This window comes from Actinosynnema sp. NPDC059797 (assembly GCF_042732085.1).
Lineage (GTDB): Bacteria > Actinomycetota > Actinomycetes > Mycobacteriales > Pseudonocardiaceae > Actinosynnema.
In genome coordinates this window covers 20,828-47,815 of the sequence record NZ_JBHWIE010000022.1, presented here as the reverse complement: position 1 = coordinate 47,815, position 26,988 = coordinate 20,828, and the positions used below count along the sequence as shown (strand labels likewise).

The following is a 26,988-nucleotide window of genomic DNA, read 5'->3' as shown; positions in this document are numbered from 1 at the left end:
CGTCAGCCGGTGATGTCGACGCCCCCGTCGAGCTTCCCGGCCTGGAGGACGTGCCCGGTGATCGTCCCCCCGTCGGTCACCGTCACCGCGTTGACCGTGTTGTTGACGATCGAGCCGACCTGCGTGTCGAACGACGACGTCCGGTAGTTCGCGGCCCTCAGCAGCTCCGACACCGCCAGCGTCACCCTGGTGCGCAGCAGGTGCCCGTAGCGCTCGACGTCGGCCTGCTGGAAGTAGGACTCGACCTCGGTGTCGGCGGCCATCTCGCGGAGGCTGGTCAGGGCGCCGTACCGGTCGGGGTTCACCACGCCGCGGTCCTCGGGCAGGCTCCGGGGCCGCCGCGCCAACCGGACGAGGCGGGTGACGACGCCGGCCGGCAGCAGCACCAGGTCCTTGGCCGCCTGCCGGAACGGCGCGCCCGGCGAGGCGGGCTGGGCGTCAACGGCCCGCAGCTCGGTGTTCACCGGCTTGAGCACGCACGGCGTCCACTCCAGGTACAGGGTCGAGTCGTCCATCGCCACGTGCACGAACACCGACAGCACGAGGTCGCGGTCCCACGTCTCGACCGAGAAGCGGCGGTAGAAGCGCGCCCACTCCAGCGGCCGGTCGCGCAGCTCCTCGGCGTGGCGGCGGGACACGTGGGTGTACGGGCGGTCCTCGTTCGACCGCAGGTACGGCCTGGTCACCGGGTCGTGCAGGTGGTTGACCAGGCCCCTGGCGGACACGAGCACCACGTCCTCGACGGTCAGCTCGCGGAGCCGCCGGCTGGGCGCCAGGGATCCCGTCCGGGTGAGGTCGGCGACCTTGTCGGTGATGCCCCGGAGCAGGGTCGCCGCGTCCAGCGCGAGGTCCTCGTCCGACGGCGCACCGGCGCGCTCCAGCGGGATGGCGACGGTCCACGGCTCGGTGATGTCGCCGGCGCCGACGAACGGCTTGTAGCCGCGGTGCACGACCAGCCGGACCAGCTCGTCCCCGTCGGCCACGTCCGGACCCGGCCGCCGGGTCCGCGCGTGGGACAGGACGCGGTCGAACAGCGCCGGTGCGAGCTTGAACAGGAACCGGTCCGGCGGTGGCACGGCCGCCCCGACGTGCGACCGGGGACCGAAGCGCCCGACCACGTGGCGCGCGATCACCAGCCGGTTGAGCAGCAGCACCACGAAGAACGCGCCGAGCACCACCAGGCTGACCCAGTCCGTGAGGGCGGCCTCGAACACGTCGTCCGAGTCACCCTCGACCCCCAGCCGTAGCACCGGTCCGAGCAGGAGGGCGACCGCGAAGAACACGCGGACCGGGCGGACCCCCCTGGCCGAGCCGGTCCGGGCCGCCCGCCACGCCCGGATGAGCTTGGGCAGGCTCAGCAGCAGCGCGACGAGGCTCCACGCGACCACCAGCGGCAGCGCGAAGACGACGGCGGGCACGAGCATCAGGAGCACGAGGACGTCGACCACGTCGGTGCGCAGCCGGGCGGCGAGCGACTCCGTCAGCACCGCGACCGCGTCCACCCCCGCCTCGGGGGCCGCCTGCCGGGTGGGTTCGGTGAGCAGTTCGCCGATGGCGGCGTCCGCGAAGTCGCGGCTGAGGTGGGCGGCGGCGCACAGGTAGCGGGTGCCCTCGTCCCGGGAGGCCCCCGGGAGGGTGACCGATCCGGTGGCCGGCCCTTCGATCGAAACCACGGTGATGCGCTCCTCAGACGAGCCGGCAGTGGGTGACCATCGCGGCGAACAGCTCCGTCGCCTCGTCCCAGCGCGGTTCCGCGCCGGTGACGTACAGGACGTACTCCAGGCCGCGCTCCCGCCAGTACAGGGCGCGGGAGTGCAGGGCGACGCCGGAGGCGCCGGTGTAGCGGTACTCCCACTCGACGGCCTCGAACCCGTCGTAGGAGACCCGCGCCAGGGTCGCCCTCCGGTAGCCGGCGGTCCTGGCGGCGACCTGGCCCTCCGCCTCGCCGACGGTGTCCCACAGGCTGTCCGGCCCGTACGCGTCGCCGCCGAACCTGGCCTGGAAGTCGTCGTCGTACGGGTCGGTCGCGACCGCCGACTTGGGCACCTCCAGGTCGAAGGACTCTGGCACGACGGTCGACAGGCCCGCGCCGCTCACCCGCCGGTACCCCGCCGGCACCGGCTCGGAGGGTGCGGTGGCGTAGGCCGTGGTGCCGGGTCCGTTCCGCGGCCTCGTGGACGTGGTCCCGGGCGCGGACGTGGTCTCCATCGGGTAGGGCCACGTCCCGTACACGTCGTCCGTTCCCGGCTCGCCGTCCGCGGGAGCGGTCGGCAGGGCGTTCGGCGGGGGCTCCTCGCCCCGGGGCAAGTAGTGGATGCCGAGACCGGTCGCGAGGCTCACGACCAGGCACGCGCCCGCGGCCGAAGCGGCGAGCCGGACCGTTCCCACCGGTTCCGCCCGATCACCTCCCGCATTTTTGCGGGAGTGCCGCGCATCAGCCATTTCGGCTACATTCTCGTCGGGCACTTCGTTCACGCGAATCCTCACTGGCACAGATTTCGGAGATCAAGGTGGATGAACGCGTCACCGTCGCCGTGGCGGAAGCGTGGCTCGTGGCGGATCAGGCGGACCGGGACCGCACCACCGCGCCGTCGCCGGAGAACGACGACCGCCTCGTCGCCGCCCTGCTCGCCGTGGCGGACGCCTGCCGCTCGCGCACCCGCGACGGGTTCCCGGAGATCACGACCGCCGCGCAGCTCGCCGAGTGCGCGCGCGTGGTGAAGCGCCTGGCCGGGGTGCGCGCGGCCGACCCCACCCTGGCGCGCCTGGCGCGGGAGCTGGACGAGCAGGTCAAGGCGGGTCTCGGGTACACGTGGACCAACCAGGTCCGCACGGCGGCGCTGGCGGCGGTCGCCGTGCTGGTCGCCCTGGGCGGCGCGGTGCTGAGCGGCCTGGACGGCGACGTGCCGGCCGTGGTCGTGACCTCGGCCGTCGGCAGCGCGACCCTGTTCGCGATCGTCCTCACCGCCCGCCGTCCCGCATGGTCGACCCGCGCGGAACGGGTGAACCCGATGATCCGCCACCACGGCCTGCAAGAGCCGTCATCGCACCCCTCGGCCGTGCGCGTTTTGCCAGAGAATGGCACGGCCGTGAAGGGTTGACTCCGCAAAAATTCGGATAGCGGGGAACGACTCGCGGTGAGCCCGCGCCCGGTTTTCGAGGGGTGCCCGCATTCGCCTGCCGGAGTGCCGGGCGGGTGAATGGCCGGAGCGCGAAAAAAGGGGCCGGAGTCCTGGCCCTCCTCGGTCGGTCGAGTAACGATGTGGAGGCGGGTCATGGCTCTACCGCGCAAGGGCGCTCGGCGGATCGTCGTCGACGCCATCCGCACTGCCCTCGCCTACGGCTGGTCACCGGGCCGGGCCGGCAGGCCCTTCCTCCTCGACCGGTCGGCAGGCTTCGCCCCCGCGCCATGACGCGACGACCGTCACCCGGCCGGCGACCCGCAGGCGGTCGTCGCGGTCGCCCTCGCGATCACTGGCCGACGATGTACCGGTAGGTCACGGCCGTGAGGTTCGGCGGCAGGATTCGCCACGGGTGCACCACGTGCAGTTCGCCCCCGGACGCCGACGGCGGGGTGGCGGTGCGGTCGAGCGCGATGCGACTGACCACCAGCAGCATGTTGTTCGGGTACTCGCGCTCGTGGAGGTCCACTTCGTTCTTGGTCAAGATGATCTCGGACGTACTGTCCCACGCGGATGTAGTGCCCTTGACCTCCACGAAGAGGTGTTGTCCTCCACGCCGCGCATCGAGGTCGTAGGACTGGGTGGCCCCGACATCGGCGACCTCGAACCCCTCCGCGACGAGATGGCGCATGGCAACCGCGACCGCCTGGCGTTCAATCGCGACGCGTTCCGCCGAGGTGAGGCGAAGACCTTGTCCTTTTCGGGTTCTGCCCGCCGACCGTTCAGCCGTGACGAGCGCATCGACCACTTCCGGGGACAAGTCACCGGGAAGATCGATGGCCTGCCCCGCCAGTCGGTAGAGGTGCCCGAGGACAGCAGCGAGGAACCGGAGGTCGTTCGCCAACACCTCTTCGCCCGGCAACGCGTCCAGCGCGTACTCGAACGCTGCCACGGTTCCCGCTTCGTAAGCAGGTCCGAGCTGGGATTTGCGAGCCTTGAGGCTGATCTGCTCCACCAGGTCGGCTCGACGCCGCAGCAGAGGCGACAGAGCTTCACGAGCCCACTGCGCGCGCCGCCGGAGTTCCGCCGCCGGTCGAGCGTGCAGGTCGCCCTTCTCCCAGCGGGTGGTGCCCTGCATCAGCGACAGGTAGACGCGGTCCCCCTGCGCGCCGAACAGGTAAACGACGTACCAACCCACGGTCGCGGAATGCGATCGACTGGCGGAGTACACGCGAGCCCACGGAATCTCGTTCTTCAGCCCTGTGCCGTCTCGCGCCTCCACCTGCCAGTCATCCACGCCCGGCGTGTTCTCGGCGATGGCCGGTAACTGTTCCCTCAGCCACCCCGCCACCTCGTACCGGATCAGCCGGCCGCGCTCCTTCATCGCAGGAGTGTTCTCCCGGCTCCAGTCAGGCTGGAGCGACAGGACGCCTCGCAGGAGTTCCCGCATGGAGAAACCAACACCCCAACTACTGCCACAAGCCCGGCTTGAGCTCGTCCGTGATCGGTCATCACCAAATCGCCTTGACCGACGTGGGTGTTACCGAGAAGATCCGCGCCATTCCCGAGACCGGGCTCACCCCGACCACGCGCGCCGGAAGGAGCACTTGGCGTCTCTGCCGGCTCAGCGTGGCCGGGACCGCCCCGTTGACGTGTGGTCGTCCTCGGAGGGTCCGGAACCGGTTCGCCGGCAGCTCCACCGCCGCGGTTCGACGGCGGCCGCCTCTCCGCCACCGAGTGGTATCCGCGCTGGTCAGCCGGGTCCCACCAGGCTGACCAGCGCGAAGCTCAAGCAGAACCTCAGTCCCGCAGCTCCATCGTGCAGCACTTGGGACCGCCGCCCGACTTGCGGAGTTCCGAGATGTCCACGAACACCGGCTCGAACCCGCGCTTCGCCACCTCGTCCGCCAGGTGCACGGCCTCCACCGGCAGCACCACGTGCCGCCCGTCGGAGACCGCGTTCAGACCCAGGCACGCCGCGTCCTCCTCGGTCGCGATCACGGCGTCCGGGAACAGGCGGCGCAGGACCCGCCGGCTGCCCGGCGAGAACGCGTCGGGGTAGTACGCGACCAGGTCGTCCGCCAGCACGAACAGCGCCACGTCGAGGTGGTAGTACCTCGGGTCGGTCAGCTGGAGGGAGATCACGGGCACCCCCAGCACCTCCTGCGCCTCCGCGTGCGCCATCGGGTCGGTGCGGAAGCCGGTGCCGGCCAGCAGGTACCTGCCGGTCCAGGTGAAGTCGCCCTCGGCCTCGTTCGTGCGCTCCGGCATCACCACGTCGCGGTAGCCGTTGGCCAGGAACCAGCGGCGGAAGTGGTCGGCTTCCGCCGCTCGCTGCGGGGCGCGGAAGCGGGAGCCCAGGACCTGGCCGTCGATCACGGTGCCGGAGTTGGCCGCGAAGACCATGTCCGGCAGGCCGGGCTGGGGCGCGATGGTCTCGACCTGGTGCCCGAGCCGCTCGTAGGTCTCCTTCAGGGCCGTCCACTGCTCGACCGCCAGCGCCGTGCTGATGGGCTGCGCGGGGTCCATCCACGGGTTGATCGAGTACTCCACCGTGAAGTACTCCGGCGAGCACATGAGGTACCGACGGGTGGTCGGCACGCGCACCGGGGCGGCCGGGGTCGCCACCTCCAGCACGATCGGCTCTTCGCCGGGGCCCAGAAGAGAAACCGAGGTCATGGATCGAAATGTAGATGGGCGTCTGACCATCGATCAACGCCGCGATATTGCGTCATCTGGTGCAGAATGTTGCGTGTGGACTCGATCGACCAGCGAATCATTTCGTGCCTCATGGCCAACGCCCGCTCCAGCTACGCCGACGTCGGCAAGGAGGTCGGCCTGTCGGCCCCTGCGGTGAAGCGGCGGGTCGACAAGCTGCTGGACACGGGGGTGCTGCGCGGCTTCACCGCGGTCGTGGACCCGGAGCAGCTGGGCTGGGGCACGGAGGCCTTCGTCGAGGTGCACTGCCGCGGCAACGTCGCGCCGCACGACATCCAGCAGCACCTGGAGCCGATGGCCGAGGTCAGGGCCGCCTACACGGTCTCCGGCTCGGCGGACGCCATCGTGCACCTGCGCGCCGCGAACATCCACCACCTGGAGACCGCCCTGGAGCGGCTGCGCGCCGTGGAGATCATCGACCGGACCGTCTCGACCGTGGTGCTGTCCCGCCTCCTGGACCGGCCACCGGCACCCTAGAGTTCGCCGCATGGCCGAGGTGCTGCTGGAACGCTCCGACCGCGTGGCGGTCATCACAGTGCACGACCCCGAGCGCCGCAACGCGCTCACGCTCGACCTGTCCGAACGGCTCGCGGACGCGGTGCGGGCGTGCGAGTCGGACCCCGACGTGCACGCCGTCGTGGTGACCGGCGCTCCCCCGGCGTTCTGCGCGGGCGCCGACCTGACCGCGCTGGGCGAGGCCCGCGAGGAGGGCCTGCGGCGCATCTACGCGGGTTTCCTGGCGGTGGCGGGCTGCTCCCTGCCCACGGTCGCGGCCGTCGGCGGCGCGGCGGTGGGCGCGGGGCTGAACCTGGCGCTCGCGTGCGACGTGCGCGTGGTGGGCCCGAAGGCCCGGTTCGACGCCCGGTTCCTCCAGCTCGGCATCCACCCCGGCGGCGGGATGACGTGGATGCTCCAGCGGCTCGCCGGCACCCAGACCGCGACCGCGATGACGCTGTTCGGGCAGGTCGTGGACGCCGACGCGGCGGTGGGGCGCGGGCTGGCCTGGCAGCGGGTCGAGGGCGGGCACGACGAGCTGGTCGCCGCGGCGGTGGAGCTGGCCCGCCCGGCCGCCGGTGCGCCGCGCGACCTCGTCCGGACCATCAAGGCGTCGATGCGCACGACCGCCGCCCTCACCGACCACGCCGAGGCGGTGGACGTCGAGCTGGCGCCCCAGGCGGCCTCGATCGGGACACCGGAGTTCCAGGCCAGGCTCGCCGCCGCGAAGGACCGGATCAGCGGCAGGGGCTGACCCGGACGGCCGATCCGGCGACCGCTACCCCCAGCGGGAACTACTGTTGAGTAGGCACGATTACCCCTAGGTGACCCCTAAGTGCCCGGACAAGGGCACCAGGTGGAACGGACCGTCCCGCAGAGTGGTACGTCACGAACCGGGCCGCCGGGCGACACGACTACCCTCGAACCGGTGGGGGACACGGGGCACTGGTTCCCGAAGCGGGTGTGAGAAAGGGATCGGCGGAGGAATGACTACCGACGTTGGCAACGGCGCCCCGGGCGGCTCCCCGGGTGGAACGGTCCGCAAGCTCGACCGCGTGGTGATCCGGTTCGCCGGCGACTCCGGTGACGGCATGCAGCTCACCGGCGACCGCTTCACCTCCGAGGCCGCGGCGTTCGGCAACGACCTCGCGACCCTGCCCAACTTCCCGGCCGAGATCCGCGCGCCACAGGGCACGCTCCCCGGCGTCTCCAGCTTCCAGCTGCACTTCGCCGACTACGACATCCTGACCCCCGGCGACCGCCCCGACGTGCTCGTGGCGATGAACCCGGCGGCGCTCAAGGCCAACATCGGCGACCTGCCCAAGGGCGGCACGCTGATCGTCAACACCGACGAGTTCACCAAGCGCAACCTGGTCAAGGTCGGCTACGACTCCGACCCCCTGGAGGACGACTCCCTGGAGGGCTACCAGGTCCACAAGGTCGCCATGGCCACGCTGACCATCGGCGCCCTGGAGAACACCGGCCTGGGCAAGAAGGACGCGGAGCGGGCGAAGAACATGTTCGCCCTGGGCCTGCTCTCCTGGATGTACCACCGGCCCACCGAGGGCACCGAGCGGTTCCTGCGCGAGAAGTTCGCCAAGAAGCCCGACATCGCCGAGGCCAACGTGCTGGCGTTCCGGGCGGGCTGGAACTACGGCGAGACCACCGAGTCCTTCGCGGTCACCTACGAGGTCGCGCCCGCCAGGCTGAACCCGGGCACCTACCGCCAGATCACCGGCAACACCGCGCTCGCCTACGGCATCGTCGCGGCCGGTCAGCGCTCCGAGCTGCCCGTGGTGCTGGGCACCTACCCGATCACGCCGGCGTCGGACATCCTCCACGAGCTGTCCAAGCACAAGAACTTCGGCATCACCACGCTCCAGGCCGAGGACGAGATCGCGGGCATCGGCGCGGCCCTGGGCGCCTCCTACGGCGGCGCGCTCGGCGTGACCTCCACCTCCGGCCCCGGCATCGCGCTGAAGTCCGAGACCATCGGCCTCGCCGTGATGACCGAGCTGCCGCTGGTCGTCATCGACGTGCAGCGCGGCGGCCCGTCCACCGGCCTGCCCACCAAGACCGAGCAGGCCGACCTGCTCCAGGCGATGTTCGGCCGCAACGGCGAGTCGCCGGTGCCGGTGGTCGCGCCCCAGTCCCCCGCGGACTGCTTCGACGCCGCCCTGGAGGCCGCGCGCATCGCGCTGGTCTACCGCACCCCCGTGCTGCTGCTGTCCGACGGCGCGATCGCCAACGGCTCCGAGCCGTGGCTGATCCCGGACGTCGACTCGCTGCCCGACCTGCGGGTGGAGTTCGCGACGGAGCCCAACGGCCCGGACGGCGCGTTCTGGCCGTACCTGCGCGACCCGGAGACGCTGGCCCGCGCGTGGGCCGTGCCCGGCACCCCGGGCCTCCAGCACCGCATCGGCGGCCTGGAGAAGGCCGACGGCACCGGCAACATCTCGTACGACCCCGCCAACCACGACCACATGGTGCGGCTGCGCCAGCGCAAGGTCGACGGCATCGAGGTGCCCGACGTCGTGGTGGACGACCCGTCCGGCCGGGCGCGCGTGCTGGTCGTGGGCTGGGGCTCGTCCTACGGCCCGATCGGCGCCGCCGCGCGCCGGGTGCGCAAGCTGGGGATGCCCGTGGCGCACGCCCACCTGCGGCACCTCAACCCGTTCCCGCGCAACCTGGGCGAGGTGCTCAAGCGCTACGACCGGGTCATCGTGCCGGAGATGAACCTGGGCCAGCTGGCGCTGCTGCTGCGCGCCAGGTACCTGGTCGACGCCATCAGCTACACCAAGGTGCAGGGCCTGCCGTTCAAGGCGGAGGAGTTGCAGGACGTGCTCGCCGACGTGATCAAGGGAGTGGGCGAATGACCACAACGGATCTGGGTCTGCCGGGCCCGGGGGGCCTCGCTGGTGTGCCCACCTCCGACGAACCGCAGAAGGCCAAGGACTACAAGTCGGACCAGGAGGTCCGCTGGTGTCCCGGCTGCGGTGACTACGTGGTGCTCAACGCCGTGCAGTCCTTCCTGCCCTCGTTGGGCCTCAAGCGCGAGAACATCGTGTTCGTCTCCGGGATCGGCTGCTCGTCGCGGTTCCCGTACTACATGAACACCTACGGCATGCACTCCATCCACGGGCGCGCGCCGGCCATCGCGACCGGCCTGGCCGTGGCGCGGCCCGACCTGTCGGTGTGGGTGGTGACCGGTGACGGCGACGCGCTGTCCATCGGCGGCAACCACCTGATCCACACGCTGCGCCGCAACGTGAACCTGAAGATCCTGCTGTTCAACAACCGGATCTACGGCCTGACCAAGGGCCAGTACTCGCCCACCTCCGAGGAGGGCAAGGTCACGAAGTCCACGCCGTTCGGGTCGCTGGACCACCCGTTCAACCCGGTGTCGCTGGCGCTGGGCGCGGAGGCCTCGTTCGTCGGCCGGGCGGTCGACTCGGACCGCGCGGGCCTGACCGAGGTGCTGCGGCAGGCCGCCGAGCACCGGGGCTCGGCGCTGGTGGAGATCTACCAGAACTGCCCGATCTTCAACGACGGCGCGTTCGACGTGCTCAAGGACGCCGACGAGGCGTCCCGGCGGATCATCAACGTGGTGGACGGGCAGCCGATCACCTTCGGCGGCGGCGACTACGCGGTGGTCCGGGACGGCTTCGGCCTGGCCGTGGCCAAGACCGCCGAGGTGGCCGAGTCCGACGTCGTGGTGCACGACGCGTCGGACCTGAACCTGGCGTTCGCCCTGTCCCGGCTGTCGACGCAGGACCTCCAGCACACCGTGACGGGCGTGTTCCGGAACGTGGCGCGCACCACGTACGACGACGCGGCGCGCGCGCAGGTCGCCGAGGCGCAGGCGGCGAAGCCCGCGGACCTCGCGGCGCTGCTGCACGGCAAGGACACCTGGACCGTGGCCGGGTAGGACCCCGGCTCCGGACAGACGGAGGGCCCCTGTTCCGCCTCCCGGAACAGGGGCCCTCTCGCGTTCCCTCCCCAGGGAAGCACCGCGGGAACCCCGTCGGGGGACCCCTGTTTTCATACTGCCGGCTGATGCCGGTCGCCGCCCGTGAGTTTCGGGATCACGGCGGTTCGACCGGGAGCCGCCGGCCGGACCGCACCGGCGCGCCCAGCGCGAGCAGGACGGGCAGCGGCACCGGGGCGACGGGGACGGCCGGGGCCGCAGGCGCAGGACGACGGCGCTGCCGAGGAGCGCCCAGGGCAGCGGTCCGCCCGGGCGCTGCTCGGACCGGGCACCGGGAACGGCGGTGTGGGGCGGCCGCGGTGCTCTCCTACGGGGCCTGGTGGAAGCCCGCCTTCTCCGCGTCCGCCGTGGTGCGGAACCACACGTCGGCGCGGGTTTCGCGGAAGTTGGCCGACTCGCTGGTGAAGTAGCGGCGGCCGGTGAGGGTGGCCTTCACCTGGAACTCGGGCGCGGGCGCCAGGCCGTCCGACTTCGGCAGCACCGAGCCCGGACCGAACGGGGAGCGCGGGTTGAAGCCCTCCTCCTGCCCCCGGTACCGGGTGCTGCCGCTCGCGGGCCGACCGCCCGTGCTCGGGCTGAAGCCCACCGGGCGCGGGCGGACCGGGCGGGCGGCCGGGGTGGCCGGCTTCGGCGCGGACGCGGGCGAGGGGGGCGGTGGCGGCGGGGTGCGCCGGTCGCCCGAGCGGCGGGCGGGGCGCTGCGGCAGTCCCGCGCCCGTGGTGCCGCCGGCCGCCGGGGCGGGCGCCTCGGCTCCCTGGTCGTCGCCGTTGGCCGCGAGCAGCTCGGGCGCCAGCTTGGGCACGAACGGCTGGTCGTCGCTCACCGGCGGCTTCGGGCGGGGCGCTTCCTGCTCCGCCTCGGCCTCGTCCTCCGGCGTCACCAGCGGCTCGAACAGGCTGCGCGGGCGGGCCGGTTCCTCCTTGGACGCCGGAGCCGGGGTCGGGGTGGGAGCGGGCTTCGGGGCGGGTTCCGAGGGCTTCTGCTCGACGAACGTGGGCACGAACGGCTCGGGCTCGGCGGGCGCGGGCTCCACGAACGCCGGCTCGAACGGCTCCGGCTCCGCGTGACGGGCCGGCTCCGCGTGACGGGCCTCGACGGGGCGGATCTCGGTCGGGCGGTCGTCGGCATCCCTCACGTCCCCGGCACGGACCTCGCCCGACCGGATGTCACCCGACCAGGTGCCGGCCTGCCTCGGCTCGACGTACTCCGGCTCGACGTACTCCGGCTCGGTGTGCTCCGGCTCGGCGTGCCTCGGCTCACCGGGCGCAGCCCCGTGGCGCGGCGCGGTGGGCGGCACCTCCGGCGCGGCCACCACCTCGGGCGCACGGCGCTCGCGCGGCTCGACGTCCGGCACGGCGGGCGCGGGCCGGTCGCCCGACACCGGCTTGAGGATCTCGGTCGCCGGCCCGTGCCGCTCCGCCTCGACGTCCACGGGCGCGAAGTGCCCGGTCAGGTCGTGCTCGGGCCAGACCTGCGGCTCCTCCCGGTCCACCTCGGCGATGGCCCGGGCCAGCTCGGTCGCCGGGATGAGGGCCGTCTCCTCGGAACCCCGGCGCTCGGGCTCGTCCTCTTCCTCGCGCCGCCCCGACAGCAGCTCGTCCTGGTCGTGGACCTCTCGGACGGCGGTCTCCTCGCGCCACACCTCGCGCGGCTGGAAGGCCTGCACCTCGGGCGGCGCGGTCGGCTCGTCCCGGCGCGGCGCAACCTCGGCCACCGGCACGGCGGGCATCAGGTGCGTCTCCTCGACCGGCAGCTCCGGCTCCTGGTCGACGCCCCGGCGCGCCGTCACCGACGCCTCGCGCACCGAAGTCCCACGACCGAGCGCCTCACGACCGGGCACCTCACCGGGCGCACCACGACCGGCCACCTCACGGGACCCGGCCCAAGCGGCCCCCGCGCCCAGCGGCTCCCGCGCGTCACCACCCAGCGACTCCCGGACGTCACCGCCCTGCGGCGACGTCCGGTCGAACAGGCTGCGCGGCCGGTCGTCGTCCAGCTCCGGGAAGTCGTGCCCCTCCTCGAAGTCCGACAGCGGCCGGTGCTCGTCGTCCAGCTCCTCCAGCAGCTCCTCGCGCTTCAGGTCGGCAGCGTCGTAGCGCGGCGTCTCCAGCACGTCGTCGACCAGCGAGCGGGACGCCTCGACGTGCCACTCGTCGGACGACCGGTCGCGCGCCGGGGCCGGAACGACGGCGGTGGCGGTAGCGGTGGTGGACGCGGGGCGCGGCGCGGTCAGCAGCCGGTCCTCCAGCTCCTCCAGTTGCCGCTTCGCCGGGCGGACCAGGATCAGCCAGGTCAGCGCGACGCCTGCCGCGAACGACAGCAGGCTCCACAGCCACACCTGCCCGAAGAGCGAACTCACGGGAGACCCTCCCACCGCTGCTTGTCACACCCCGACACGCTCCGCTTCCAGGCATTCACCCGGTCGTGTAAGCGGTGTCAAACTACCCTGACCCCCTCGTTCGGCGCGTGGGGCCGCCCGGACGTGGGACCGGTTCCCGATGGTAGGCCATTCGGAGTAACCGACCAGGCAAAACGACCGGCGTACAGTAGCCCTTGTGCCGCCGTTGACCACCTCTTCCGCTCCTCCGACCGGCACCAGTTCCGCGAACCGGGGCATCGCCTTCGGCACCGCCGCCTACTTCATCTGGGGCATCGTGCCCGCGTACTGGCCGCTGCTCCAGCCGGCCGGCTCGGTGGAGATCCTGGCTCACCGGATCGCGTGGTCCCTAGTGGTGATGGCGCTGCTCACGGCGGTCCTGGGCCGCTGGGCGGGCATCCGCGGCCTGTCGCGGCGCGGCTGGCTCATGGTGACCGCCGCGTCGGTGCTGATCGCGGTCAACTGGGGCGTCTACATCCACGCGGTCAACACGGGGCACGTGGTCGAGGCCGCCCTCGGCTACTTCATCAACCCGCTGGTGAGCGTCCTGCTCGGGGTGGTCGTGCTGCGGGAGCGCCTGCGCCTCGCCCAGTGCGCCGCCCTGGTCGTCGCGGTCGCGGCCGTCGTGGTGCTGGCCGTCGACTACGGCAGGCTGCCGTGGATCTCGCTGGTGCTGGCCTGCTCGTTCGGCTTCTACGGCCTGCTGAAGAAGACCGTGCCCCTGGACGCGACGGCCAGCCTGACCGCCGAGAGCCTGGTGCTGGCCCCGGTCGCGGTCGGCTACCTGCTCTGGCTCGGCCCCGCCGGCACCTTCCACGACCACGGCTGGGGTCACGCGCTGTGGCTGGCCTCGGCGGGCCTGGTCACCGCGGTCCCGCTGCTGCTGTTCGGCGCCGGGGCGCGGCGGGTGCCGCTGGCCACCATGGGGATGCTCCAGTACCTCGCCCCGATCCTGCAGTTCGCCTGGGGCGTGTTCGTGGTGCACGAACCGATGCCCGCGTCCCGCTGGTTCGGCTTCGCCCTGGTGTGGGCGGCACTGGCGATCTTCACCTTCGACGCCCTGCGCGCCCGCCGCCGCCTACCGGTAACCGACCTACCCTGACCCACCCTCACGCAACCCGACCACCACGCGAGGCCGCGTCGGCCTGTCGGCACGCCTTCCGGAGAAATCACGCTCTTCGATTTCTCCGGAAGACGCGCCGATGGGCCGACTCCCAGGCGGCCGAGCCGCCGCCTGCGGAGCAGCGGCCATCCAACACAGCCGAGCCGCCGTCTGCGGAGCAGCGGCCATCCAACACAGCCGAGCCGCCGTCTGCGGAGCAGCGGCCAAACTATCTAGTACGCGTCACCACGTACTCGCTGACCGACTCCAGCGCGTCCCGCGCGGAGCCCGCCGGCAGCACCCCCAGGTTCGCCCGCGCCCGCTCCGCGTAGTCGTCCAGCGTCCTGCGCGCCCGCACCAGCCCCGAGGACGCCCGCAGCAGCTCCAGCGCCTCGAAGACCTCGGCGTCCTCGGTGATCGGGGCCGCCAGCAGCCGCGCCAGCCGCGAGTCCGGCTCGTCCTCCAGCGCGTACAGCATGGGCAGGGTCTTCACGCCCTCGCGCAGGTCCGTGCCCGGCGTCTTGCCCGACTCCTCGGTCGGCGAGGCGATGTCGATGACGTCGTCGGAGATCTGGAACGCCGCCCCGATCACCTCGCCGTACGCGCGCAGCGCCTCCACCTGCTCCGGCGTCGCGTCGGAGAACATCGCGCCGAACCGGGAGGCGGTCGCGATCAGCGACCCGGTCTTCTCCGCGATCGTGGTCAGGTAGTGCGCGACCGGGTCCTCGCCGTCGCGCGGGCCCACGGTCTCCCGCATCTGGCCCGTGACCAGCTGGGAGAACGTCTCCGCGATGATCCGCGCGGCCCCGGTGCCCAGGTCGGACACGAGCGCGGAGGCGTGCGCGAACAGGTAGTCGCCGGTGAGGATGGCGATGCTGTTGTCCCACTTCGCGTTGGCCGACGCCGCGCCGCGGCGCATGGTGGCCTCGTCCATCACGTCGTCGTGGTACAGGGTGGCGAGGTGCGTCAGCTCGACGACCGCCGCCGCCTTGATCACGTTCTCGCGGTCCCAGGTCTCGCCGAACTGGGCGGACAAGATGGTGAACAGCGGGCGGATGCGCTTGCCGCCCGCCTCGACCAGGTGCAGGGACGTCTCCATCACCGGGTGGAACTCGCTCTGCACGACCTTGTGCAGCAGCTCCTCCACCTCGTTGAGGCCGCCCTGCACCACCTCCGCGAGCACGGGGTCCGCAAACCGGAACCCCGTCCCCGCCCGCTCGCTACTGGTCACGCCTATAGAGCCTACGTACCACTAGAAGATGAACGCGCCGGTACCCGCCCATTCGAGCACCTTGGGCGGCCAGACACCGAGCACGAGCGTGAACAGCACGCCCATCGTGATCGCCATGGTGGTGAACGCGCCGGGCACGCTCACCGCCGGGCCGTCCGCCGCGGGCTCGCTGAAGTACATCAGCACGATCACCCGCAGGTAGAAGAACGCCGCCACGGCGCTGGCCACCAGCGCGACCACCACCAGCGGCGTCATGTCGGCCTCGACCGCCGCCGCGAACACCGCGAACTTGCCGATGAAACCGCTGGTCAGCGGCAGGCCGGCGAGCGCGAGCAGCAGGAACGTGAACACGCCCGCCACCACCGGCGACCGCTTGGCCAGGCCCGCCCACTGCGACAGGTGGGTGGCCTCGCCGTCGGCGTTGCGCACCAGGCTGACGACGCCGAACGCGGCGATCGTGGTGAAGCCGTAGGCCATCAGGTAGAACATCGTGCCCGACAGGCCCTGCTCGTTCAGCGAGATCGCGCCGACCAGCAGGAAGCCCGCGTGCGCCACCGACGAGTAGGCGATCATGCGCTTCACGTCGGTCTGGGTGAGGCCGAGCACCGAGCCGATGACCATCGACACGATGGCCACGCCCCACAGCACGCCCTCCCACTCCCAGCTGGAGCGCTCGAACGCGCCGTAGAGCACGCGCAGGATGCCGCCGAACGCGGCGACCTTCGTGCACGCCGCCATGAACGCCGTCACCGGCGTCGGCGAGCCCTGGTAGACGTCCGGGGTCCAGGCGTGGAACGGGCCGACGGACGCCTTGAACAGCAGGCCCACCACCAGCAGGCCGAAGCCCGCGTACAGCAGCGTGTCGGACCGGTCGGTGCCGGAGGTGGCGGTGGCGATGTCGGCCAGCTTCACCGAGCCCGCGTAGCCGTAGAGCAGGGCCACGCCGTACAGGAAGAACGCCGACGCGAACGCGCCCAGCAGGAAGTACTTCACCGCGGCCTCCTGCGACAGCAGGCGGCGGCGGCGCGCCAGGCCGCACATCAGGTACAGCGGCAGCGACAGCACCTCGAGCGCGATGAACATGGTGAGCAGGTCGTTCGCCGCGACGAAGACCATCATGCCGCCGAGCGCGAACAGCGTGAGCGGGAACACCTCGGTCTGCATGCCGAACCGGGTGGCCTGCTCGCGCGTCATCAGGGCCGCGGCGGCGCCGCCGTGCGCCTGGCCGGGCTGGTCCCGGTGGACGCCGCCGCCGGGCGTGGCCTCCGGCATGAACGCGCCGCCGGGCTCGACGGACCGGTCGGCGATCAGCAGCACCGAGCCCAGGCCGAGGAGCAGCAGCGTGGCCCACAGGAAGATCGTCGGCTGGTCCACCGAGATCGCGCCCGCCAGGGTCGTCTTGCCCTGCTCGGGCGTGCCCTCGTCGGACGCGTAGGCGACCAGCAGCGCGCCCGCGGCGGCCAGGGTCGCCAGCACGAGCACGACCTGCGCGGCCCAGCGCTGCGCCTTCGGCAGGAACGCCTCGACGAGCACGCCGGCGCAGGCCGCGCCCAGCACGATCAGCAGCGGCGCGACGGCGAAGTAGTCGATCTCCGGTGCTTGCAGCCGCTCCACGTTCTGCGAGAGGAACGTCGTCACGTCACTTGCCTTCCTGCGCGACCGGGTCGGCCACCCCGACCTCGCTGAGCGTCGCCCCGACCGACGGGGTGATCACGTCCAACACCGGCTTCGGGTAGAAGCCCAGCACCAAGATCAGCGCCACGAGCGGTGCGAGCACGGCCAGCTCGCGCTTGTTCAGGTCGGGCACCGAGGCGCGCTCGGGGTCGACCGCCGCGCCGGGGCCGCCGGCCAGGTCGACCAGCGCGGTGCCGCGCACCGGGCCCTGGAAGACCCGCTGGTACAGCCACAGCACGTACAGCGCGGCGAGCACCATGCCGAGCGCGGCGAGCACGGTGAACACCGGCTCGTTCGGGTAGGAGCCGATGAGCACCAGGAACTCGCTCACGAACGAGTTGGTGCCCGGCAGGGCCAGCGACGACAGGCCGGCCACGAAGAACAGCCCGCCCAGCACGGGGGTGAGCTTCGCCATGCCGCCGTAGTCCTCGATCAGGCGCGAACCGCCGCGGGCCATCACCATGCCGACGACCAGGAACAGCATGCCGGTCGAGATGCCGTGGTTGACCATGTAGAGCACCGCGCCCGCGCCGGCCTGCGAGCTGAACGCGAAGATGCCCAGCGCGATGAAGCCGAAGTGCGCGATCGAGGTGTAGGCCACGAACCGCTTCATGTCGGACTGGCCGACCGCCAGCAGCGAGCCGTAGACGATGCCCACCACGGCCAGCACCAGCACCAGCGGCGCCAGCTCCTGGCTGGCCGCCGGGAACAGCGGCAGGCAGTAGCGCAGGAAGCCGAACGTGCCGATCTTGTCCAGGATGCCGACCAGCAGCACGCCCGCGCCCACCGGCGCCTCGGCGCCCGCGTCCGGCAGCCACGTGTGCAGCGGCACCAGCGGCGCCTTGATCGCGAAGGCGATGAAGAAGCCGAGGAACAGCCAGATCTGCGTGGACAGCGGCGCGTCCCGCGTCACCTCGACCAGGGTCGCCCAGTCGAAGGTGCCCTGGCCGATCTCCTCCCGGCTCACCACGTACAGGCCGATCACCGAGGCCAGCATGATCAGGCCGCCGAGCAGCGAGTACAGGAAGAACTTCATGGCCGCGTACTGCCGGTTCGGCCCGCCGAAGCGGCCGATCAGGAAGTACATCGGGACCAGCACGGCCTCGAAGAACACGTAGAACACGAACACGTCGGTGGCGGCGAACACGCCGACCATGCCGGTCTGCATGGCGAGTAGCAGGGCGAAGAACCCGCCCGCGCTGCGGCCCTCGGGCAGCTTCTCCGCCCACGAGCCGCCGATGACGACCGGCACCAGGAACGCGATCAGCGCGATCATCACCAGCGCGATGCCGTCCACGCCGAACGACAGGTGCACGCCGAAGGCCGGGATCCAGTCCGCCGAGCTGGTCAGCTGGAGGCGGTCGCCACCCGGGTCGTAGGCGGTCCACGCGAGCACCGCGAGGGCCAGCTCCACCAGCGAGAACGCCAGCGCGACCAGTTTGGCGAGGCGGTCGTTGCCCCGCAGGAACGCCACCACCAGGCTGCCCAGCAGGGGCAGCAGGAGCAGCGCGATCAGCACCCAGCTCACGAGAACCTCACCATCAGCAGCGCGCCCAGGACGAAGACCGCACCCAGGAGCATGGAGAGCGCGTACGAGCGGACGAACCCGGTCTGGAGCCTGCGCAGCCGGCCCGAGCTACCGCCCAGCAGCGCCGCCGACCCGTTGACCAGGCCGTCGACGCCCTTGTTGTCCACGAACACCAGCGCGCGGGTGAGCCAGGTGCCCGGCCGCGCGAACAGCGCCTCGTTGAGCGCGTTGCCGTACAGGTCGTTGCGCGCCGCGCGGACCGGGAACGACACCCGCGCCGGGCGCTCGACCGGCTGGTCGCCGCGCAGGAACAGCAGGAAGCCGAGGCCCGCGCCGAGCGCCGACAGGGCCAGCACCAGGATGTTGACCGCGCCGTGGCCCAGCACGCCGTGGGCCTCCTGCAGCTCGCCCAGCGACGGGGTGAGCCAGCCGGAGAGGTTGTGGTTCGACTCGAAGAACCAGCCCGCGCCGACCGAGCCGAACGCCAGCACGATCATCGGGATCGTCATGGTCAGCGGCGACTCGTGCGGGTGGTACTCGCGGCCGTCCTCCGAGCGCAGCTCGGTGTACCGCGGCTTGCCCAGGAACACCAGGACGAACAGGCGGGTCATGTAGAACGCGGTGAGGCCCGCGCCCAGCGCCGCGACGCCGCCGAACACCCAGCCGCGCCACCCCTCCATGCTGAACGCCGCCGCGATGATGGCGTCCTTGGAGAAGTAGCCGGACAGGAACGGGAAGCCGATCAGGGCCAGGTAGCCGAGCGTCCAGGTGACGAACGTGATCGGCATCTTCTTGGCCAGGCCGCCCATCCGCCGGATGTTGCCCTCGTCGTTCATGCCGTGCATGACCGAGCCGGCGCCGAGGAACAGGCCCGCCTTGAAGAAGCCGTGCGTGAGCAGGTGCATGATGCCCAGCGCGTAGCCGATCGGGCCGAGGCCGACGGCCAGGATCATGTAGCCGATCTGGCTGACCGTCGAGTAGGCCAGGACCTTCTTGAAGTCGTCGTAGGCGCAGCCGATGATGCAGCCGATCAGCAGCGTGACGCCGCCGATGACCATCACGACGAGGCGGCCGTCCTCGCTCAGGTTGTAGATCGGGTTCGCGCGGGCGATCAGGTAGACGCCCGCGGTGACCATGGTGGCCGCGTGGATCAGGGCGGACACCGGGGTCGGGCCGGCCATCGCGTCGGGCAACCACGCCTGGAGCGGGAACTGGCCGGACTTGCCGCACGCGCCGAGCAGCAGCAGGAGCGTGACGGCCAGCACCTCGGCCGACGACAGCTCGCCGACCCGGGCGAACACCTCGGTGTACTGGGTGGTGCCCAGCTCCTTGAACAGGATGAAGATGGCGATCGCGAGGCCCAGGTCGCCGACCCGGTTCATCAGGAACGCCTTCTTCGCGGCCGACGCCGCTTCCGGCTTGTGCTGGTACCAGCCGATGAGCAGGTAGGAGGCGAGGCCCACGCCCTCCCAGCCGAAGTACAGGGTCACGAAGCCGTTGCCCAGCACCAGCAGGAGCATCGCGGCGACGAACAGGTTCAGGTAGGCGAAGAACTTCCGCCGCCCGGCCTCGTGCGACATGTAGCCGATCGAGTAGACGTGGATCAGCGACCCGACACCGGTGATCAGCAGCACGAAGGTCAGCGACAGCGGGTCCAGGCGCAGCCCGAACTCGACGTCCAGCGCGTTCACCGGCACCCAGTCGAACAGGTGCAGCTCGGTGGTGCGGCCGTCCGGCCCCTGCCCGAGCACGTCGAAGAACAGCGCGAGGCCGTACCCGAAGGCGGCGATCACGGTGGCGCAGCCCAGCAGGTGGCCCCACTTGTCGGTGCGCCTGCCACCGACGAGCAGCACGAACGCGCCGAACGCGGGCAGGGCGAGCAACAACCAGGCGAGACTGCCGATCCCGCTGGCGGCAACAGGTTCCGTCACCGTGGACCTCTCAGTACTTCAGCAGGTTGGAATCGTCGACCGAGGCCGAGCGACGCGTCTTGAAGATCGCCATGATGATCGCCAGGCCGACCACGACCTCCGCCGCGGCCACGACCATCACGAAGAACGCCATCACCTGGCCGTCCAGCCCGCCGTTGATGCGGGCGAACGTGACCAGGCTGAGGTTCACCGCGTTGAGCATCAGCTCCACGCACATGAACACCACGATGGCGTTGCGCCGCACCAGCACGCCGACCGCGCCGAGGCTGAACAGCAGCGCCGACAGCAGCAGGTAGTACGTAGGGGTCACGACGACTCTCCCTTGAGCGCGCGTGCGTCGGCCTGGTGCCCGGTGCCGGACACCTCCGCGACGTCGTCGTCGAGGCGTTCCTTGCCGGTCGTCTCGATCAGCTCGGACAGGGACTCGGCGGCGACCGAGCCGTCCGGCAGCAGGGCGGGCGTGGCCACCGAGTTGGCGGTGGCGAACACGCCGGGGCCGGGCAGCGAACCGGGGCGCGGGCCGCGGAAGCGCTCCTCGACCCGTTCGCGCTGGGACTTCTTGGCGTCCTTGCCGGCGCGCGACGAGAAGGCCAGCACCATCGCGCCGACCGCCGCGGTGATCAGCAGCGCGGAGGTCAGCTCGAACGGGAACAGGTAGTCGGTGAAGATCTCCGCACCGATGTTGGCGACGTTGCCGCCGTTCTGGGTGTTCGCGTCGGCCAGCCCGGCCGGCTGCACGGAGGTCAGCGCGCGGGCCAGGGAGCCGACCACCAGGGCGGCGAAGCCGACGCCCAGCACGGCCGCCGCCAACCGCTGGCCGCGCAGCACCTCGACCACGGAGTCGGAGCTGTCCCGGCCGACCAGCATCAGCACGAACAGGAACAGCATCATGATCGCGCCGGTGTAGACGATGATCTGCACGAAGCCGAGGAACGGCGCCTGCTGGACCATGTAGAGCACGCCGAGGCTGAGCATGGTGAGGACCAGCCACAGCGCGGAGTGCACGGCGTTGCGCGCGAAGAGCATGCCCAGCGCGCCGGCCAGGGCGAGCGGGCCGAGGACCCAGAACGCGACCGCCTCGCCCGTGGTGACCACGTCGGCCGCGGTCTCGACCGCCCCGGGCTGCTGGAGGAGCAGGGACGAGAGGCTCACTTCAACGCCTCCTCGGGCCCGGTCTCGACCGTCGCGCCCTCGGGCACGCCCGCCTTGCGGGCCAGCGCCGGGCCGTTCACGTAGTAGTCCTTCTCGTCCTCGCCCAGCCGCATCGGGTGCGGCGGCTGCTCCATGCCGGGCAGCAGGGGCGCGAGCAGGTCCTCCTTGGTGAAGATCAGCTTCTGGCGGTCGTCGTCGGCCAGCTCGTACTCGTTGGTCATGGTGAGCGAGCGGGTCGGGCACGCCTCGATGCACAGGCCGCAGCCGATGCACCGCAGGTAGTTGATCTGGTAGTCCGCGCCGTAGCGCTCACCGGGCGAGTAGCGCTCCTCCTCGGTGTTGTCACCGCCCTCGACGAAGATCGCGTCCGCCGGGCAGGCCCACGCGCACAGCTCGCAGCCCACGCACTTCTCCAGCCCGTCCGGGTGCCGGTTGAGCTGGTGGCGGCCGTGGAACCGCGGCGCGGTGACCTTCTTGACCTCGGGGTACTCCTCGGTGACGACCTTCTTGAACATGGTCCCGAAGGTGACGCCGAAGCCCTTGACGGGATCAAACATCCCCATCGCTGGCCTCCTTAGATGCGGTAACCGCTGCCGGTTCCTGGTTCCGGGTGCCGGGCTCGCCGGCGGTGGTCCGATCGCCGGCTCCGCCGGTCGTGGGCAGCTCCGCGACCGGGACCTGCCGGCGCGGCGGTGCCTTGGGGACTGCGAGGTCGAGCGGGGGCACGGGGAAGCCGCCGCCGGTGACCGGCACGGCGTTCGGGTCGTGCGGCTCGCGCTTGTCGGGCAGCAGGAACGCGATCAGCAGCACGATCGCGAGGAACGCGCCGATCACGATCAGGGCGGTGCTGGTGTCCAGGCCGCCGCGGGACTCCCACTCCTGGCGCAGGAAGCGGGCGAACGCGACCGCGACGAACCAGATCAGCGCGACCGGGACCAGGAACTTCCAGCCCAGCCGCATGAACTGGTCGTAGCGCAGGCGGGGCAGCGTGCCGCGCAGCCAGATGAACAGGAACAGGAAGCCCAGCGTCTTGACCACGAACCAGAGCAGGCCGAACCAGCCGCTGTTGAGCACGTGGTCGTCGCCGACGAACGGGAACCGCCAGCCGCCCAGGAACAGCGTGGTGGCCAGCGCCGAGACGGTCACCATGTTGACGTACTCGGCGAGGAAGAACAGCGCGAACTTCAGCGAGCTGTACTCGGTGTGGAAGCCGCCGACCAGCTCCGACTCGGCCTCGGGGAGGTCGAACGGCGCCCGGTTGGTCTCGCCGACCATCGAGGTGACGTAGATCAGGAAGCTGACCGGGAGCAGGTAGAAGTACCAGCCGCCGGACTGGGCGTCGACGATGTCCGAGGTGGACAGCGAGTGGGAGTGCATGACCACCGCGACGATCGACAGGCCCATCGCGATCTCGTAGGAGATCACCTGCGCGGCCGAGCGCAGCGCGCCCAGCAGCGGGTAGGGCGAGCCTGAGGCCCAGCCGGACAGCACGATGCCGTAGACGCCGAGCGAGGAGCAGGCCAGCACGACCAGCACGCCGACCGGCAGGTCGACCAGCTGGAGCGCGGTGCGCTCGCCGAAGATCGAGACCTCGCCGCCGATCGGGATGACCGAGAAGGCCAGGAACGCCGGGACGCAGGAGATCACCGGCGCCAGGAAGAACACCCACTTGTCCGCCAGGACCGGGCGGATGTCCTCCTTGAACGCCAGCTTCAGGCCGTCGGCCAGCGACTGGAGCCAGCCGCCGGGGCCGACCCGGTTCGGGCCGGGGCGCTGCTGCATCCGGGCGACGACCTTGCGCTCCCAGTTGATCATGAAGAGGGTCATCAGGACGAGGAACGCGAAGATCCCCACGACCTTGACGACGATCAACCAGAGCGGGTCGTCGGCGATCAGTTCTGCGGTGGTCATGCCTCGCCTCCGAGCGTGCTGTTACTCCCGGTGACCGCGGGGGCGACCGCGACCACGGAGCCGTGGCCCGCGGCCAGGTCGCGCCGCACGGTGACCGCGCCCGAGTTGCCGGGCAGCCACACGACGCCGTCGGGCAGGTCGGCGGCCTCGACCGGCAGCACCACCTCGCCCCGGTCGGTGGACACGGTGATCTCGCCGCCCAGCTCCACGCCCAGGTGCACGGCGGTGGCCGGGGACAGCTTGGCCACGACCGGGCGCGCGGTGCCCGCCAGGTTCGGCTCGTCGTCCTGGAGCGAGCCGTTGTCCAGCAGTCGGCGCCAGGTGGCGAGGACGGCCTGCCCCTCCCGGGGCTGGGTCAGCAGCGGTGCGGCGACGGTCGGCGCGGACGCCGAGGGGGTCACCGCGCCGAGGCGGGCCAGGTCGGCCGCCGCCGAGGCGGGGGTCTGCGTGAACAGGTCCGCGTCCATCTCCACGGCCAGGGTGTCCAGCACCCGGCCGTCCGACAGCGCGCCCGTGCCCTCCAGCGTGGTGACGAACGGGCGGTGGCGCCCCTCCCAGTTGAGGTAGCTGCCCGACTTCTCCACGGCCGGCGCGACCGGGAGCACGACGTCGGCGTGCGCGGTGACCGCGCTGTGCCGCAGCTCCAGGCTGACCACGAAGCCGGCGGTCGCCAGGGCGCGCTCGGCAAGCGCCGGATCCGGCAGGTCGAACGGGTCCACGCCGCCGACGACCAGCGCGTCCAGCTCGCCGCTCGCGGCGGCGGTCAGGATGCCCGTGGTGTCGCGCCCGGCGACGGCGGGCAGCGCGCCCGCCTCCAGGCCCCAGGCCCGCTCGACGTCGGCCCGCGCCTCCGGGTCGCCAACCAGGCGACCGCCCGGCAGCAGCGTCGGCAGCAGGCCCGTCTCCAGCGCGCCCCGCTCACCCGCGCGGCGGGGGATCCAGGCGACGCCCGCGCCCGTGCGGGCGGCCAGCGCCGCGACCGCCGAGAACAGGCCCGGGACCTCGGCGGCGCGCTCGCCGACCAGGATCACCGCGCCCGGCTTGGACAGGTCCTCGACCACGTCCGCCGCGTGCTCGGGCAGGGCGTTGAGCGCGTTCGGCTCCTGGCCGGGCACGCAGGCCAGCAGCACGCCGTTGGTCTTCTCCACCGCCGGGGTGGTGAACTGGCCGAGGTGGAAGACCCTGGTCCGGTTCTTCCGGCTCGCCTTGCGCAGCCGGAGGAAGACGATCGGCGACTCCTCCTCCGGCTCGAACGCCACCAGCAGCGCGGCCGGCGCGGACTCGATCGCCGCGTAGGTGACGCCACCGTTGTCGGGGGTCCGGCCGAGGACCGCGCCGGTCAGGAACTCCAGCTCCTCGTTCGAGTGCGGCCGGGCGCGGAAGTCCACGTCGTTGGTGCGCAGCGCGACCCGGGCGAACTTCGAGTACGCGTAGGCGTCCTCGACGGTGAGCCGGCCGCCGGCCAGCACGCCCGCGCCCTTGCCGTCACGGGCCCTGGCCAGGCCCTCGGCCGCGACCTGGAGCGCCTCGGTCCACGACGACTCGCGCAGCTCGCCGGTCCCCGCGTCCCGCACCAGCGGGCGGCGGACCCGGTCGGCGGCCGTGCTGTAGCGGAACGCGAAGCGGCCCTTGTCGCAGGTCCACTCCTCGTTGACCTCGGGCTCGTCGGCCGCCAGCCGCCGCTGCACGGTGCCGCGCCGCCAGTCCGTGCGGGTGGCGCAGCCCGACGAGCAGTGCTCGCACACGCCGGGGGTCGACACCAGGTCGAACGGGCGGGCCCGGAACCGGTAGGCGGCGCTGGTCAGCGCGCCCACCGGGCAGATCTGGATGGTGTTGCCGGAGAAGTACGACTGGAACGGCTTCTGCTCGGCCACGCCGATCTGCTGCTGCGCGCCGCGCTCCAGCAGCTCGATGAACGGGTCGCCCGCGATCTGCGCGGAGAACCGCGTGCACCGCTGGCACAGCACGCACCGCTCTCGGTCCAGCAGCACCTGCGTGGAGATCGGGATCGGCTTCGGGAAGGTCCGCTTGTGCTCGTGGAACCGGGAGTCCGCGCGGCCGTGCGCGAGGGCCTGGTTCTGCAGCGGGCACTCGCCGCCCTTGTCGCAGATCGGGCAGTCCAGCGGGTGGTTGATGAGCAGCAGCTCCATCACGCCCTGCTGCGCCTTGTCCGCCACCGGCGAGGTCAGCTGGGTCTTGACCACCATGCCGTCGGCCACCGTCATGGTGCAGGAGGCCTGCGGCTTCGGCATCGGCCGGCCGCCCATCTCCACCTCGACCAGGCACTGCCGGCAGGCGCCCGCGGGCTCCAGCAGCGGGTGGTCGCAGAACCTCGGGATCACGGTGCCCAGCCGCTCCGCGGTGCGGATCAGCAGCTCGCCCTTCGGCGCGACGACCTCCTGGCCGTCGATGACGAGCTTGACGTGGCCCTCGGGTACCACCAGCTCAGTGCTCTTGTCAGGGGCGATCGTCATGCGCTTGCTCCTGCCAGGACCTGCGAGTTCTCCTTGCACAGGGCGAGGAACTCGTCCTTGAAGTACTTGATGCCGCTGGTGATCGGGCTGACCGCGCCGTCGCCGAGCGCGCAGAACGAGCGGCCCAGGATGTTGTCGCAGACGTCCAGCAGCGTGTCGATGTCGCTCGCCGTGCCCTCGCCGCGCACCATCCGCTGGAGGATCTGGACCAGCCAGTAGGTGCCCTCGCGGCACGGCGTGCACTTGCCGCACGACTCGTGCTTGTAGAACTCCGTCCACTTCATGACGGCCCAGGGCACCGACACCGTCTCGTTGAAGACCTGGATGGCGGTGGTGCCGAGCATCGAGCCCGCCTCGGCCGCGCCCTCGAAGTCCAGCGGCACGTCCAGGTGCTCGGCGGTGAACAGCGGGGTGGACGAGCCGCCCGGCGTCCAGAACTTCAGCGGGATGCCGTCCTTCATGCCGCCCGCCAGCTCCAGCAGCTCGCGCAGCGTGACGCCCATGGGAGCCTCGTACTGGCCCGGGTTGGTCACGTGGCCGGACAGCGAGAAGATCTTCGGCCCCGGCGACCGCTCGCGGCCCATGCTGCGGAACCAGTCCGCGCCGCCGTTGACGATGTAGGGCACGCTGGCGATCGTCTCGACGTTGTTCACCACGGTCGGCGACGCGTACAGGCCGGCGGTCGCGGGGAACGGCGGCTTGAGCCGCGGCTGGCCGCGGCGGCCCTCCAGCGAGTCCAGCAGCGCCGTCTCCTCGCCGCAGATGTAGGCGCCCGCGCCCGCGTGCACCACGACGTCGAGGTCGAAGCCCGAGCCGAGGATGTCCTTGCCCAGGTAGCCCGCCTCGTACGCCTCGCGCACCGCCGCGTGCAGCCGGCGGATCACGTGCAGCACCTCGCCGCGCACGTAGATCGCGGCGAAGTTCGCCCGGATCGCGTACGAGGTGATGATGATGCCCTCGATCAGCGAGTGCGGGTCCGCCATCATCAGCGGGATGTCCTTGCAGGTCCCCGGCTCGCCCTCGTCGGCGTTGATGACGAGGTAGTGCGGCTTGCCGTCGTTCTGCGGGATGAAGCCCCACTTCATGCCGGTGGGGAAGCCCGCGCCGCCGCGGCCGCGCAGCCCGGAGTCCTTGCACTGCTGGATCAGCTGGTCCGGGTGGGCCGTGAGCGCCTTGCGCAGCGCCGTGTAGCCCTCCAGCTGCTCGTAGGTCTTCAGCGTCCAGGAGCGCGGCGACAGCCAGCGCTTCGTCAGGACGGGAGTCAGTTTGTCGACCACGTCAGCCT

22 protein-coding genes are annotated in these 26,988 nt (G+C 71.6%); 7 read left to right on the top strand and 15 right to left on the bottom strand.

Going from position 1 to position 26,988, the window contains the following annotated elements; translation table 11 throughout:
* Nucleotides 1–2: 2 nt before the first annotated feature.
* A complete protein-coding gene (locus ACFV4N_RS09590; protein ID WP_499672045.1) occupies nucleotides 3–1,673 on the bottom strand; it encodes an AbeC-like domain-containing protein in 1,671 nt (556 codons plus the stop codon).
* A gap of 13 nt (nucleotides 1,674–1,686) precedes the next feature.
* Nucleotides 1,687–2,388, bottom strand: a complete 702-nt coding sequence (locus ACFV4N_RS09585; RefSeq protein ID WP_499672044.1) for a serine/threonine kinase C-terminal domain-containing protein — start codon at nucleotides 2,386–2,388, stop codon at nucleotides 1,687–1,689.
* A 122-nt stretch (nucleotides 2,389–2,510) separates the two neighbouring features.
* On the opposite strand from ACFV4N_RS09585, the gene ACFV4N_RS09580 reads away from it, so the two are divergent.
* Both ACFV4N_RS09580 and ACFV4N_RS09575 read left to right on the top strand, forming a co-directional pair.
* Complete coding sequence (locus ACFV4N_RS09580; RefSeq protein WP_499672043.1) at nucleotides 2,511–3,101, top strand: hypothetical protein; 591 nt, start codon at nucleotides 2,511–2,513, stop codon at nucleotides 3,099–3,101.
* 174 nt (nucleotides 3,102–3,275) lie between these two features.
* On the top strand, nucleotides 3,276–3,413 hold the full coding sequence (locus ACFV4N_RS09575) for a hypothetical protein (RefSeq protein ID WP_499672042.1): 138 nt from the start codon (nucleotides 3,276–3,278) through the stop codon (nucleotides 3,411–3,413).
* A gap of 58 nt (nucleotides 3,414–3,471) precedes the next feature.
* Here the strand turns inward: ACFV4N_RS09575 and ACFV4N_RS09570 are convergent, their stop codons facing one another.
* Complete coding sequence (locus ACFV4N_RS09570; protein WP_499672041.1) at nucleotides 3,472–4,572, bottom strand: MrcB family domain-containing protein; 1,101 nt, start codon at nucleotides 4,570–4,572, stop codon at nucleotides 3,472–3,474.
* A gap of 350 nt (nucleotides 4,573–4,922) precedes the next feature.
* Nucleotides 4,923–5,801, bottom strand: a complete 879-nt coding sequence (gene ddaH, locus ACFV4N_RS09565) for a dimethylargininase (protein ID WP_499672040.1) — start codon at nucleotides 5,799–5,801, stop codon at nucleotides 4,923–4,925.
* A 75-nt stretch (nucleotides 5,802–5,876) separates the two neighbouring features.
* Between ddaH and ACFV4N_RS09560 the strand changes: the two genes are divergently transcribed.
* The 4 genes from ACFV4N_RS09560 to ACFV4N_RS09545 all read left to right on the top strand — a co-directional run bounded on the left by ACFV4N_RS09560 (nucleotide 5,877) and on the right by ACFV4N_RS09545 (nucleotide 10,263).
* Entirely contained in the window at nucleotides 5,877–6,317 is a 441-nt protein-coding gene (locus ACFV4N_RS09560) for an Lrp/AsnC family transcriptional regulator (RefSeq protein WP_499672039.1), read from the top strand.
* 10 nt (nucleotides 6,318–6,327) lie between these two features.
* Nucleotides 6,328–7,089 (top strand): enoyl-CoA hydratase, encoded by a 762-nt coding sequence (locus tag ACFV4N_RS09555; RefSeq protein ID WP_499672038.1) that lies wholly within the window; start codon nucleotides 6,328–6,330, stop codon nucleotides 7,087–7,089.
* Nucleotides 7,090–7,321: 232 nt separating this feature from the next.
* On the top strand, nucleotides 7,322–9,211 hold the full coding sequence (locus tag ACFV4N_RS09550; RefSeq protein ID WP_499672037.1) for a 2-oxoacid:acceptor oxidoreductase subunit alpha: 1,890 nt from the start codon (nucleotides 7,322–7,324) through the stop codon (nucleotides 9,209–9,211).
* A complete protein-coding gene (locus tag ACFV4N_RS09545; protein WP_499672036.1) occupies nucleotides 9,208–10,263 on the top strand; it encodes a 2-oxoacid:ferredoxin oxidoreductase subunit beta in 1,056 nt (351 codons plus the stop codon). The genes ACFV4N_RS09550 and ACFV4N_RS09545 overlap by 4 nt, the downstream gene beginning before the upstream one ends.
* Nucleotides 10,264–10,630: 367 nt before the next feature.
* Here ACFV4N_RS09545 and ACFV4N_RS09540 read toward each other — a convergent pair whose 3' ends face one another.
* Complete coding sequence (locus ACFV4N_RS09540; protein ID WP_499672035.1) at nucleotides 10,631–12,682, bottom strand: sunset domain-containing protein; 2,052 nt, start codon at nucleotides 12,680–12,682, stop codon at nucleotides 10,631–10,633.
* A gap of 196 nt (nucleotides 12,683–12,878) precedes the next feature.
* On the opposite strand from ACFV4N_RS09540, the gene rarD reads away from it, so the two are divergent.
* Entirely contained in the window at nucleotides 12,879–13,802 is a 924-nt protein-coding gene (rarD, locus tag ACFV4N_RS09535) for an EamA family transporter RarD (protein ID WP_499672034.1), read from the top strand.
* Nucleotides 13,803–14,031: 229 nt separating this feature from the next.
* Here rarD and ACFV4N_RS09530 read toward each other — a convergent pair whose 3' ends face one another.
* The 10 genes from ACFV4N_RS09530 to nuoF are packed head-to-tail and all read right to left on the bottom strand — an operon-like array spanning nucleotide 14,032 to nucleotide 26,980.
* A complete protein-coding gene (locus ACFV4N_RS09530) occupies nucleotides 14,032–15,033 on the bottom strand; it encodes a polyprenyl synthetase family protein (RefSeq protein WP_499672033.1) in 1,002 nt (333 codons plus the stop codon).
* Nucleotides 15,034–15,054: 21 nt separating this feature from the next.
* Entirely contained in the window at nucleotides 15,055–16,671 is a 1,617-nt protein-coding gene (nuoN, locus tag ACFV4N_RS09525) for an NADH-quinone oxidoreductase subunit NuoN (protein ID WP_499672032.1), read from the bottom strand.
* Nucleotide 16,672: 1 nt separating this feature from the next.
* A complete protein-coding gene (locus ACFV4N_RS09520) occupies nucleotides 16,673–18,235 on the bottom strand; it encodes an NADH-quinone oxidoreductase subunit M (RefSeq protein WP_499672031.1) in 1,563 nt (520 codons plus the stop codon).
* Nucleotides 18,232–20,166, bottom strand: coding sequence for an NADH-quinone oxidoreductase subunit L (gene nuoL, locus ACFV4N_RS09515; protein WP_499672030.1), 1,935 nt, complete (start codon nucleotides 20,164–20,166; stop codon nucleotides 18,232–18,234). The genes ACFV4N_RS09520 and nuoL overlap by 4 nt, the downstream gene beginning before the upstream one ends.
* Before the next feature lie 10 nt (nucleotides 20,167–20,176).
* Nucleotides 20,177–20,476, bottom strand: coding sequence for an NADH-quinone oxidoreductase subunit NuoK (nuoK, locus tag ACFV4N_RS09510; protein WP_499672029.1), 300 nt, complete (start codon nucleotides 20,474–20,476; stop codon nucleotides 20,177–20,179).
* Nucleotides 20,473–21,318 carry an NADH-quinone oxidoreductase subunit J gene (locus ACFV4N_RS09505; RefSeq protein WP_499672028.1) on the bottom strand — a complete coding sequence of 282 codons (846 nt, stop codon included), beginning with the start codon at nucleotides 21,316–21,318 and terminating at the stop codon, nucleotides 20,473–20,475. The genes nuoK and ACFV4N_RS09505 overlap by 4 nt, the downstream gene beginning before the upstream one ends.
* Nucleotides 21,315–21,881 (bottom strand): NADH-quinone oxidoreductase subunit NuoI, encoded by a 567-nt coding sequence (nuoI, locus tag ACFV4N_RS09500; RefSeq protein ID WP_499672027.1) that lies wholly within the window; start codon nucleotides 21,879–21,881, stop codon nucleotides 21,315–21,317. Before nuoI ends, ACFV4N_RS09505 begins: the two co-directional genes overlap by 4 nt.
* Nucleotides 21,868–23,229 (bottom strand): NADH-quinone oxidoreductase subunit NuoH, encoded by a 1,362-nt coding sequence (gene nuoH, locus ACFV4N_RS09495; RefSeq protein WP_499672026.1) that lies wholly within the window; start codon nucleotides 23,227–23,229, stop codon nucleotides 21,868–21,870. Before nuoH ends, nuoI begins: the two co-directional genes overlap by 14 nt.
* Complete coding sequence (locus tag ACFV4N_RS09490; protein WP_499672025.1) at nucleotides 23,226–25,703, bottom strand: NADH-quinone oxidoreductase subunit G; 2,478 nt, start codon at nucleotides 25,701–25,703, stop codon at nucleotides 23,226–23,228. Before ACFV4N_RS09490 ends, nuoH begins: the two co-directional genes overlap by 4 nt.
* Entirely contained in the window at nucleotides 25,700–26,980 is a 1,281-nt protein-coding gene (gene nuoF / locus ACFV4N_RS09485; protein WP_499672024.1) for an NADH-quinone oxidoreductase subunit NuoF, read from the bottom strand. The genes ACFV4N_RS09490 and nuoF overlap by 4 nt, the downstream gene beginning before the upstream one ends.
* Nucleotides 26,981–26,988 lie beyond the last annotated feature (8 nt).

Bases quoted from the DNA above. Each gene is read 5' to 3' on its own strand.
- ACFV4N_RS09575 (WP_499672042.1), top strand. From the start codon at position 3,276: ATGGCTCTACCGCGCAAGGGCGCTCGGCGGATCGTCGTCGACGCCATC.
- ACFV4N_RS09570 (WP_499672041.1), bottom strand. From the start codon at position 4,572: ATGCGGGAACTCCTGCGAGGCGTCCTGTCGCTCCAGCCTGACTGGAGC.
- ddaH (WP_499672040.1), bottom strand. From the start codon at position 5,801: ATGACCTCGGTTTCTCTTCTGGGCCCCGGCGAAGAGCCGATCGTGCTG.
- ACFV4N_RS09555 (WP_499672038.1), top strand. From the start codon at position 6,328: ATGGCCGAGGTGCTGCTGGAACGCTCCGACCGCGTGGCGGTCATCACA.
- ACFV4N_RS09550 (WP_499672037.1), top strand. From the start codon at position 7,322: ATGACTACCGACGTTGGCAACGGCGCCCCGGGCGGCTCCCCGGGTGGA.
- ACFV4N_RS09545 (WP_499672036.1), top strand. From the start codon at position 9,208: ATGACCACAACGGATCTGGGTCTGCCGGGCCCGGGGGGCCTCGCTGGT.
- nuoI (WP_499672027.1), bottom strand. From the start codon at position 21,881: ATGGGGATGTTTGATCCCGTCAAGGGCTTCGGCGTCACCTTCGGGACC.
- nuoH (WP_499672026.1), bottom strand. From the start codon at position 23,229: ATGACCACCGCAGAACTGATCGCCGACGACCCGCTCTGGTTGATCGTC.
- ACFV4N_RS09490 (WP_499672025.1), bottom strand. From the start codon at position 25,703: ATGACGATCGCCCCTGACAAGAGCACTGAGCTGGTGGTACCCGAGGGC.